Below are 11269 nucleotides of genomic sequence, written 5' to 3'. Positions count from 1 at the left end.
ATCGGAGGGCGGCCGGTGCATAATGAGCCGAGCGCATGTGAACGTACACATGCCGGCAGCGAACGGGTGCACATGACAGCGGAGTCGGACCGGGCGACCGAGCCCGACCGCGTGCGCGCCCCCAACATCCGCGACGTCGCGCGGGTCGCCGGCGTCTCGTACCAGACCGTGTCGCGCGTGCTCAACGACAGCCCGAGCATCCGCCCCGCCACCCTCGCCCGGGTGCGCGCCGCCATCGACGAGCTCGGCTACCGGCCCAATCAGGCCGCCCGCGCCCTCGTCACGAGCCGCTCGCGCACGATCGGCGTGCTCTCGGCGCAGTCGGCGCACTACGGACCGTCGACGAGCATCGCCGCGATCGAGCTCGCCGCGCGCGAGGCCGGCTACCGCCTCACGATCACCAACATCGCCTCGAGCGAGTACGCCTCGATCAAGTCGGGGCTCGACTACCTGATGAGCCAGTCGATCGAGGCTCTCATCGTCGTCGCGCCGCAGGTGCGGGTGTTCGAGGCGCTCGACGACCTCCAGGTCGCGGTTCCCTTCGTGACCCTCGAGGCCACGGGCCTCAACCGGGCGCACTCGCTCTGGGTCGACCAGGTGCAGGGGGCGCGGCTGGCCACCCGGCACCTCATCGAGCTCGGGCACACCGAGATCACCCACCTCTCGGGCCCCCAGGACTGGATCGAGGCGGAGGCGCGCATGCAGGGGTTCCTGCGCGAGCTCGGCGACGCCGACCTGCGCACCCGCGCGCCGATCCTCGGCGACTGGACGGCCCACTTCGGCTACTACGCGGGCCTCGAGCTGCTGCGGTACCGCGACTTCACCGCCGTGTTCGCCGGCAACGACCAGATGGCCCTCGGCTTCATGCACGCCTGCCGCGACTCGGGGCTCTCGGTGCCCGACGACATCTCGGTGGTCGGCTTCGACGACATCCCCGAGGCGGCGCACTTCGCCCCGCCGCTCACCACCGTGCGGCAGAATTTCGCCGAGATCGGCCGCCGAGCCGTGGCCCTTCTGCTCGGCGAGCTGCGCGGCGAGACCGAGCTGAGCCACGACCCGGTGCAGGCCGAACTGGTCGTGCGGCAGTCGACGGCGCGGGCGCGCTGATCCGGGTCGTCGGCGCTGAGGGCGGTCGGGCGGGCCGGGGCTGCTCGGCGGTGCGCGGTGCGCGGCCCGCGCCGAGCATCCCGTCGCCGCATGGGCACGAATTCAGGCACGGCACGGCGCGTCGTCCGGTGTCGTGCGGCGGCGCGCCGAGGTCGAGCGCCGGATGCCTGAATTTGTGCCAGTGCCGGTGCCCGTCTCCGCACGATCGGGCGCGGGATGCTCGCCACAACCTGCCCGCGATCAGGAGCCGATCGGCGTGTCGTCGGACGCCGCACGGCAACACGCCGGGGCGGGACACGCGACTCCTGATCGCGGGCACGGGAAGCGTCGCGCAACGCCCGGGTCGCGCAGCGGATGGGACGGGGCGAGCAGCGGCCGGGGCGTGTCGCGCAACGGCCGGGTCGCGCAGCGGATGGGACGGGGCGCGCAGCGGCCGGGACGGGTTGCGCGGCGCCCGGGATCGCACCCGTCGGCGCTCGACGCCCGGGCTGGCGGGGTTCGCGCCTGTTACGCAGTTGTGACCGACGACGTGCCGGGCCCGCTTGACAGATGTGACCGTTTCGCCGTTAGATGTGTCCACGCCATGTGAACGGTCACATCAGATCGCCTCATCGCGGATACCCCGCACCACCACCCCGCACCACCCCCGCACCACCTCCACCCCGGCGTCGGCGCCACCACGGCCGACGCCACCCCCCCAGACGATGAGGTCTCGAGTGAGCGCTGTCAGCCCCGCCGACGTTCTTCCCGGCCGCGCGGCGCTCCTCGACCTCTCGGGGGAGGCCTCGGCATGAGCGCGCTCAGCCCCGCGGTGCAGGTGGCCGTCGCCCGCGTGCGCGACGAGGTCGCCGCCCTGCACGCCGAGCTCGTGCGCTACGGGCTCGTCGTCTGGACGGGCGGCAACGTCTCGGGCCGCGTGCCCGGCGCCGACCTCTTCGTCATCAAGCCCAGCGGCGTCGGCTACGACGACCTCGACGCGGCCGCGATGATCCTCTGCACGCTCGACGGCGAGGTCGTGCCCGATACCCCCGGCAGCGACCGCAGCCCCTCGAGCGACACCGCCGCGCACGCGTACGTCTACCGGAACATGCCCGAGGTCGGCGGCGTCGTGCACACGCACAGCCCCTACGCCTGCGCCTGGGCCGCCCGTCGCGAGCCCATCCCCTGCGTGCTCACCGCGATCGCCGACGAGTTCGGCGGCGAGATCCCCATCGGCCCCTTCGCGATCATCGGCGACGACTCGATCGGCCGCGGCATCGTCGAGACACTGCGCGGCCACCGCTCGCCCGCCGTGCTCATGGCGAACCACGGGCCGTTCACGATCGGCAAGGATGCCCGCGCCGCCGTCAAGGCGGCCGTCATGGTCGAGGACGCCGCGCGCAGCGTGCACCTCGCCCGCAGCCTCGGCGAGCCCCACCCCATCGACCCGGCCGCGATCGACTCGCTCTACGACCGGTACCAGAACGTGTACGGCCAGGCGGAACCCCCGCCCCGATGAACCTCCCGGGCCTGACCCGGGATGCGGATGCGGCGCTCGAGGCCGAGAGCAGCATCCCGTTGCACCACCATCATTCCCATTGAAAGGACACACAGTGAAGAACTCCAAGTTCCTCCTGGGCATCGCCGCCGCAGGAGTCATGTCGCTGGCACTGGCCGGCTGCGCCGGGGACCGCACCGGCGGTGGCGCCGGCGGCGGCGAGGACGAGGCGGGCGGCATCATCGGCGTCTCGATGCCCACGCAGCAGTCCGAGCGCTGGATCGCCGACGGCGACAACGTGCAGTCGCAGCTCGAGGACCTCGGCTACGAGGTCGACCTCCAGTTCGCGAACGACGACATCCCCACCCAGGTGTCGCAGATCGAGAACATGATCTCGAGCGGTGCCGAGGCCCTCATCATCGCCTCGATCGACGGCACGACCCTCACCGACGTGCTGCAGCAGGCCGCCGATGCGGGCATCCCCGTCATCGCCTACGACCGCCTCATCAACGGCACCGAGAACGTCGACTACTACACGACCTTCGACAACTTCCAGGTCGGCGTGCAGCAGGCCACCTCGCTGCTCATCGGCATGGGCGTGTTCGACGAGAACGGTGAGCGCACCGACCTCGCCGGCCCGCTGAACGTCGAGCTCTTCGCCGGCAGCCCCGACGACAACAACGCCGGGTTCTTCTTCAACGGCGCCATGAGCGTCATCCAGCCGCTCATCGACGACGGTACCCTCGTCGTCCCCTCCGGCCAGGTCGACTTCGAGCAGGTGGCGATCCTCCGCTGGCTGCCCGAGACCGCGCAGGAGCGCATGGAGAACATCCTCACCATCATCGGCGACACGCAGATCGATGGCGTTCTCTCGCCCTACGACGGCCTCTCGATCGGCATCATCTCCGCCCTCACCTCGGGCGGCTACTCGACCGACGCCCTGCCCACCATCACGGGCCAGGACGCCGAGGTCGGCTCGGTGAAGTCGATCATCGCCGGCGAGCAGTACTCGACCATCTTCAAGGACACCCGTCTGCTCGCCGAGCAGGCCGTCGCGATGGTGGATGCCCTGCAGAACGGCGAGGAGCCCGAGGTCAACGACACCGAGACCTACGACAACACGGTCAAGATCGTGCCGTCGTTCCTGCTCGAGTCGACGATCGTCACGGTCGACAACTACGAGGACGTGCTCATCGGCAGCGGCTACTACACCGCTGAGGAGCTCGGCTAGTAGGTTCCGATCCATCGGGTGCGGGTCCGGTCGTTCGCGGCCGGGCCCGCACCATCCCCATCACCCCGCACCGTTCACCCGCAGAGGAGAAGGAGCATCCATGAGCACCATCCTCGAGATGCGCACCATCACCAAGGAGTTCCCCGGCGTCAAAGCGCTGCAGGACGTCACGCTCACCGTCGAGCGCGGCCACGTGCACGCGATCTGCGGCGAGAACGGGGCAGGCAAGTCGACCCTCATGAAGGTGCTGTCGGGCGTCTACCCGCACGGCACGTACACGGGCGACATCGTCTTCGAGAACGAGACGATGCAGTTCAAGGACATCCGCGACAGCGAGAAGTCGGGCATCGTCATCATCCACCAGGAGCTCGCCCTGAGCCCCTACCTGTCGATCGCCGAGAACATCTTCCTCGGCAACGAGCGGCAGAAGCGCGGCTTCATCGATTGGGACGAGACGAACGCCGAGGCCGCGAAGCTGCTGGCCCGCGTCGGCCTGGGCGACAGCCCCACCACGGTCGTCAACGAGATCGGCGTCGGCAAGCAGCAGCTCGTCGAGATCGCCAAGGCGCTGTCGAAGAACGTGAAGCTGCTCATCCTCGACGAACCCACCGCGGCTCTCAACGACGAGGACTCCGCGCACCTGCTCGACCTGATCCGCCACCTCAAGGGGCAGGGCATCACGTCGATCATCATCAGCCACAAGCTCAACGAGATCAAAGCCATCGCCGACGAGGTCACGATCATCCGCGACGGCCGCACGATCGAGACCCTCGACCTCGCGGACGTCACCGAGAACCGCATCATCAAGGGCATGGTCGGCCGCGACCTCGAGCACCGCTACCCCGACCGCACCGTCACCATCGGCGAGGAGGTGTTCCGCGTCGAGGACTGGACGGTGCATCACCCCACCGACGGCGACCGCACGATCATTCACGGAGCAAGCCTGAACGTGCGCGCCGGCGAGGTCGTCGGCATCGCGGGGCTCATGGGCGCCGGGCGCACCGAGCTCGCGATGAGCATCTTCGGCCGCTCCTACGGCTCGCGCATCAGCGGCCGACTCTTCATGCGGGGGAACGAGATCCAGGCGCGATCGGTGCCGGAGGCCATCCGCAACGGACTCGCCTACGCCACCGAGGATCGCAAGGTCTTCGGCCTCAACCTCATCGACGACATCAAGCGGAACATCTCCACCGCCGGCATGAAGAAGCTCGCCCCGCGCGGGTGGGTCGACGGCGGGCAGGAGCAGATCGTCGCCGCGGGCTACCGGAAGAGCATGAACATCAAGGCGCCCTCGGTGGACGTCGTGACGGGCAAGCTCTCGGGCGGCAACCAGCAGAAGGTCGTGCTGTCGAAGTGGCTGTACTCCGACCCCGAGGTGCTCATCCTCGACGAGCCCACCCGCGGCATCGACGTCGGCGCCAAGTACGAGATCTACACGATCATCAACGAGCTCGCGGCGCAGGGGAAGGCGGTCATCGTCATCTCGAGCGAGCTGCCCGAGCTGCTCGGAATCTGCGACCGCATCTACGCCCTCTCCGAGGGCACCATCACCGGTGAGCTGCCGATCGAGCAGGCCACCCCCGAGGCACTCATGGTGCTCATGACCAAGGAGAAGGAGGCCGACCATGTCATCGGCTAGCGCAACCCGCACCGCGTCCAGTCGATCGGAGGTGCTGAGCTTCCTGAGCTCGCGCCTGCGTCAGATCGGCATCTTCCTGGTGCTGATCGTCATCGTCATCCTGTTCCAGGTGCTGACCGAGGGCCGCCTGCTCACCGCGGGCAACGTCTCGAACGTCATCGTGCAGAACAGCTACATCCTCATCCTCGCGATCGGCATGGTGATGATCATCATCGCCGGGCACATCGACCTCTCGGTCGGCTCGGTCGCCGCCTTCGTCGGCGCGATGTCGGGCGTGATGGTGCGCGATCTCGACTTCCCATGGTGGGTCGCGATCATCGTCTCGCTCGTCATCGGCGCGATCGTCGGATGCTGGCAGGGGTTCTGGGTCGCCATCGTCGGCATCCCGGCGTTCATCGTGACCCTCGCGGGCATGCTGATCTTCCGCGGTCTCACCCAGATCGTGCTCGGCAACACGCAGATCACGCCGTTCCCGACGGAGTACCGCCAGCTCGGTGCCGGCTACGTGTTCCCGCAGCTGTTCCCCGCGACGACGAGCCCGGCCGAGTGGATCACCGTGGGCCTCGGCCTCATCGCCCTCGTGATGTTCGTCGTCTCGCAGCTGCAGGGCCGCATCAAGCGCACGAAGCTCAACCTCGAGACCGAGCCGGCCTGGTGGTTCATCGTGAAGCTCGCCTTCGGCTCGGGCCTCATCCTGTTCCTCACCTACCTGCTGGGCGTCGCCCCCGGATCGCGCGGAACGCCGATCGTGCTCATCGTGCTCGGCGTGCTGGTCGTCGTCTACACGCAGGTGATGAACCGCAGCGTCTTCGGCCGCCACATCTACGCCGTCGGCGGCAACCGCAACGCGGCGAACCTGTCGGGCATCAACTCCCGCAAGATCGACTTCTACCTGTTCGTCAACATGGGCGTGCTCGCCGCGCTCGCTGGCATCATCTTCACCGGCCGCCTCAACTCGGCAGGCCCGGGTGCGGGCAACCTGTTCGAGCTCGATGCGATCGCGGCCGCCTTCATCGGCGGCGCGGCGGTGCAGGGCGGCGTCGGCACCGTGATCGGCGCCATCACCGGTGGTCTGATCGTCGGCGTGCTCAACAACGGCATGTCGCTGCTCGGCGTGAGCACCGACTACCAGCAGTTCATCAAGGGCGTCGTGCTGCTGCTCGCCGTCGCCTTCGACGTGTACAACCGCAAGCGCGCCCGCAGCTAGGCCGCTCGCGCTGAGGCACGACGACGCCCCGCCCGGGTTCGCCCGGGCGGGGCGTCGTCGCATCCCGCCCCCGTCGTCTTGACAGCCGTCGCCCGGGGGCGTTCAATGGACGAGCCCGAATTGTTACCGCTAACAAACGGGCGCCGCGCGCGGGCGATCCCGCGCCATCGAATGGAGAGCGACACCCGTGAGCAACGACGCCACCCCCACCCCCTCCGCTGCGCCGACCGGGCGCGACCAGTACGTCATCGGCGTCGACTACGGCACCCTCTCGGGCCGCGCCGTCGTCGTGCGCGTCGCCGACGGGGCCGAGCTCGGCACGGGCGTGCACGAGTACCGGCACGCCGTCATGGACACGACGCTCGCCGCGACCGGCGCCGCCCTGCCCCCCGAGTGGGCGCTGCAGGATGCCCGCGACTACGTCGAGGTGCTGCAGCAGGCCGTGCCCGCCGCGGTCGCGGCCGCCGGCATCGACCCGGGCGACGTCATCGGCATCGCCACCGACTTCACGGCCTCGACGCCGCTGCCCGTGACCGCCGACGGAACGCCGCTCTCGTTCCTCGACGAGTGGCGCGAGAACCCGCACGCCTACGTCAAGCTCTGGAAGCACCACGCCGGCCAGCGTCAGGCCGACCGCATCAACGCCCTCGCCGCCGAGCGCGGCGAGGCCTGGCTGCCCCGCTACGGCGGACTCATCTCGAGCGAGTGGGAGTTCGCCAAGGCCCTGCAGCTGCTCGAGGAGGCGCCCGAGGTCTACGCGGCGACCGACCGCTGGATCGAGGCCGCCGACTGGATCGTCTGGCAGCTCAGCGGCACCTACCTGCGCAACGCCTGCACCGCCGGCTACAAGGGCATCTACCAGGACGGCGCCTACCCCGACCGCGCCTTCCTCGCGGCGCTCAACCCCGACTTCGCCGGGTTCGTCGACGACAAGCTCGCGCACGAGATCGGTCGACTCGGCCAGCGCGCCGGGGGGCTCACGGCCGAGGCCGCGGCCTGGACGGGCCTGCCCGAGGGCATCGCCGTCGCGGTCGGCAACGTCGACGCGCACGTCACCGCTCCGGCCGCGCAGGCCGTCGAGCCCGGCCAGATGGTCGCGATCATGGGCACGAGCACGTGCCACGTCATGAACGGCGCGACGCTCGCCGAGGTGCCCGGCATGTGCGGCGTCGTCGACGGCGGCATCGTCGACGGGCTGTACGGCTACGAGGCGGGCCAGTCGGGCGTGGGCGACATCTTCGCGTGGTACGTGAAGAACCAGGTGCCCGCACAGGCCTTCGCCGCCGCCGAGGCCGCGGGGACGAGCATCCACCAGCACCTCACCGACCTCGCCGCCGACCGCCCCGTCGGCGACCACGGCCTGCTCGCCCTCGACTGGCACAACGGCAACCGCTCGGTGCTGGTCGACACCGAGCTCAGCGGGCTCGTGCTCGGCATGACGCTCACCACCCGCCCCGAGGAGGTCTACCACGCGCTGCTGGAGTCGACCGCCTACGGCACCCGGCGCATCGTCGAGGCCTTCTCCGAGTCGGGCGTTCCGGTGACGGAGTTCATCGCCGCGGGCGGCCTCATCAAGAACCCGGTGCTCATGCAGATCTACAGCGACGTGCTGCGGATGCCCATCTCGACCATCGCGAGCGAGCAGGGCCCGGCGCTCGGCTCGGCGATCCACGCCGCGGTCGCCGCGGGCGCCTACGCCGACGTGCGCGAGGCCGGAGCCGCCATGGGCTCGCGCACCGTCGCCGCCTACACGCCGAACCCGGAGGCCGCCGACGCCTACGACGCCCTCTACGCCGACTACCTGCAGCTGCACGACTACTTCGGTCGCGGCGCGAACGACGTCATGAAGCGGCTCAAGGCGCGTCGCCGCGCCGTGCGCGCCTGAGCCCGTTCCGCCCCCGCTCCTCCCCTTCACTCTCTCCTCAGCCCCGAAAGGCCCGCCCATGAGCCGCAGCATCGTCCCCGACCTGTCGACCTACGAGGTCTGGTTCCTCACCGGCAGCCAGAACCTGTACGGCGACGAGACGCTGCGGCAGGTGGCGGCGCAGTCGCGGGAGGTCGTCGCCGGTCTGCAGGCCGCGTCGAGCATCCCGGTGACGATCGTCTGGAAGCCGACCCTGGTCGACAGCACGAGCATCAAGCGCGTGATGCAGCAGGCGAACGCCGCCGAGAACGTCATCGGCGTGATCGCATGGATGCACACCTTCAGCCCGGCCAAGATGTGGATCGCCGGGCTCGACGCCCTGCAGAAGCCCCTGCTGCACCTGCACACCCAGGCGAACGTCGAGCTGCCCTGGAGCGAGATCGACTTCGACTTCATGAACCTCAACCAGGCGGCGCACGGCGACCGCGAGTTCGGGTACATCCAGTCGCGGCTCGGAGTGGCCCGTACGACCGTCGTCGGGCACGTCTCGAACCCGGCCGTCACCGACCGCGTGGGCGTCTGGGCGCGCGCCGCCGCCGGCTGGCACGCCACCCACGAGCTGAAGCTCGCCCGCTTCGGCGACAACATGCGCTACGTCGCCGTCACCGAGGGCGACAAGACCGAGGCCGAGCTGCGCTTCGGCGTGCAGGTGAACACCTGGGGCGTCACCGAGCTCGCCGACGCCGTGCACGCCGTCTCCGACGCGGCGATCACCGAGCTCGTCGCCGAGTACGTCGACCTCTACGACGTCGCGCCCGAGCTGCACCCGGGCGCCGAGCGCGCCGACTCGCTGCGCTACGGCGCGGCCATCGAGCTGGGTCTGCGCTCGTTCCTCGAGGCGGGCGGCTTCGGCGCCTTCACGACCTCGTTCGAGGATCTCGGCGCGCTGCGCCAGCTGCCCGGCCTCGCCGTGCAGCGCCTCATGGCCGACGGATACGGCTTCGGCGCCGAGGGCGACTGGAAGACCGCGGTGCTCGTGCGCGCCGCCGCCGTCATGGGCGCCGGCCTGCCCGGCGGCGCGAGCCTGATGGAGGACTACACGTACCACCTGGAGCCCGGCAACGAGCTCATCCTCGGCGCGCACATGCTCGAGGTCAGCCCCTCGCTCACATCGCAGCGCCCGCGCCTCGAGGTGCACCCGCTCGGCATCGGCGGCAAGGAGGACCCGGTGCGGCTGGTCTTCACCGCCGACGCCGGCCCCGCGGTCGTCGCGGCGCTCAGCGACATGCGCGACCGCTTCCGGCTCGTCGCGAACGTCGTCGAGAACGTGGCCCTGCCGCATCCGATGCCGAAGCTGCCCGTCGGTCACGCCGTCTGGAAGCCCGCTCCCGACTTCGCGACCTCGGCCGCCTCCTGGCTCACCGCGGGCGCCGCGCACCACACAGTCATGTCGACGCAGGTCGGCGTCGAGGTCTTCGCCGACTTCGCCCACATCGCCGGCGTCGAGCTGCTCGTCATCGACGAGTCCACGACCGAGCGCGGCTTCGCGCAGGAGGTGCGCGCGAACGCCGCGTACTACCGATTGGCGCAGGGACTCTGAGCGGCGAGCCGGCGGGGCCGGGCGACGGGCGTCCGGCGCCCGCATCCCGCCCCGCCCGCGCGAGCATCTACGACGTCGCGCGCCTCGCCGGCGTCTCGCACCAGACCGTCTCGCGGGTCATCAACGACCACCCCAACATCCGCGCCACCACGCGGGCCCGGGTCGAGGCCGCGATGGCCGAGCTGCGCTTCACCCGCAACTCCTTCGCCCGCGCGCTCGCGACGAACGAGTCGCGGCGCATCGGCGTGCTCATCGACAGCCCCGTGCAGTACGGGCCGACGAGCACGCTGCGCGGCCTCGAGGAGGCGGCGCGCGGCCGCGGCTACCACGTGAGCGTGACCACGGTCGCCGACGACCCCGACTTCTCGGTGGATGCCGCGCTCGGGCAGCTCATGCTGCAGGGCATCGACGGGCTCTGCGTCATCGCGCCGCGCGCCTCGGCGCTCGCCGCCGTGCGCGGCATCGTCGACCGCTGCCCGACCCTCGTCATCACGGCCGAGGCCGACGCGGGGCTGCTGACCTCGGCCGTCGATCAGTACGGCGGAGCGGTCGCCGCGGTCGAGCACCTCATCGGGCTCGGGCACCGCGAGATCCGCCACCTCGCCGGGCCCGCCGACTGGCTCGACGCGGCCGCCCGCGAACGCGGCTGGCGGGATGCCCTGACCCGCGCCGGACTGCCCATCCACGAGCCCGCCCGCGGCGACTGGAGCTCGGACTCGGGCTACCGCGCGGCGACCGAGCCGGGCGACCCGGCCGCCCTGGCCGGAGCGACCGCCGTCTTCGCCGCCAACGACCAGATGGCGCTCGGCCTCGTGCACGGTCTCGTGGAGCGCGGGATCCGCGTGCCCGACGACCTGAGCGTCATCGGCTTCGACGACGTGCCCGACGCGCACCACTTCCTGCCGCCGCTGACGACGGTGCGCCAGGACTTCCGCGCGCTCGGGGCCGACAGTCTCGGCGCGCTGCTCGACGCGCTCGCGGGCGACCCCGAGGCCACCGGGCATCGGGTGATCGCGGCGCAGCTCGTCGTGCGAGCATCCACCGCCCCGCCGCCCGCCGCCCCCTGAGTCCGCCCGCGCGCCCGACCCGCCCGACCCGCGCCCATCCCTGTGGGAGCGGTTGCACACCTGAAGGAATAGGCTCG

The 11269-nt window shown here is 70.6% G+C and carries 8 protein-coding genes; all 8 read left to right on the top strand.

Going from position 1 to position 11269, the window contains the following annotated elements; translation table 11 throughout:
* Positions 1–72 precede the first annotated feature (72 nt).
* Entirely contained in the window at positions 73–1107 is a 1035-nt protein-coding gene (locus tag OVN18_RS03120; RefSeq protein ID WP_267738113.1) for a LacI family DNA-binding transcriptional regulator, read from the top strand.
* A 790-nt stretch (positions 1108–1897) separates the two neighbouring features.
* Positions 1898–2605, top strand: a complete 708-nt coding sequence (locus OVN18_RS03115; protein ID WP_267781847.1) for an L-ribulose-5-phosphate 4-epimerase — start codon at positions 1898–1900, stop codon at positions 2603–2605.
* Positions 2606–2699: 94 nt separating this feature from the next.
* Complete coding sequence (gene chvE / locus OVN18_RS03110; RefSeq protein ID WP_407666060.1) at positions 2700–3815, top strand: multiple monosaccharide ABC transporter substrate-binding protein; 1116 nt, start codon at positions 2700–2702, stop codon at positions 3813–3815.
* Positions 3816–3915: 100 nt separating this feature from the next.
* Positions 3916–5454 carry a multiple monosaccharide ABC transporter ATP-binding protein gene (mmsA, locus tag OVN18_RS03105; protein ID WP_267781845.1) on the top strand — a complete coding sequence of 513 codons (1539 nt, stop codon included), beginning with the start codon at positions 3916–3918 and terminating at the stop codon, positions 5452–5454.
* Entirely contained in the window at positions 5441–6661 is a 1221-nt protein-coding gene (gene mmsB / locus OVN18_RS03100; RefSeq protein WP_267738110.1) for a multiple monosaccharide ABC transporter permease, read from the top strand. The genes mmsA and mmsB overlap by 14 nt, the downstream gene beginning before the upstream one ends.
* Before the next feature lie 187 nt (positions 6662–6848).
* Positions 6849–8546, top strand: a complete 1698-nt coding sequence (araB, locus tag OVN18_RS03095) for a ribulokinase (protein WP_267781843.1) — start codon at positions 6849–6851, stop codon at positions 8544–8546.
* Between the two features lie 58 nt (positions 8547–8604).
* Entirely contained in the window at positions 8605–10125 is a 1521-nt protein-coding gene (gene araA / locus OVN18_RS03090) for an L-arabinose isomerase (RefSeq protein WP_267781841.1), read from the top strand.
* A complete protein-coding gene (locus OVN18_RS03085; RefSeq protein WP_324287804.1) occupies positions 10122–11192 on the top strand; it encodes a LacI family DNA-binding transcriptional regulator in 1071 nt (356 codons plus the stop codon). Before araA ends, OVN18_RS03085 begins: the two co-directional genes overlap by 4 nt.
* The last annotated feature ends 77 nt before the right edge of the window (positions 11193–11269 follow it).

The sequence above is a fragment of the Microcella daejeonensis genome (assembly GCF_026625045.1).
Classification (GTDB): domain Bacteria; phylum Actinomycetota; class Actinomycetes; order Actinomycetales; family Microbacteriaceae; genus Microcella; species Microcella daejeonensis.
The sequence above is the reverse complement of the archived record's forward strand: the minus strand, read 5'-3'. Positions and strand labels throughout refer to the sequence as shown.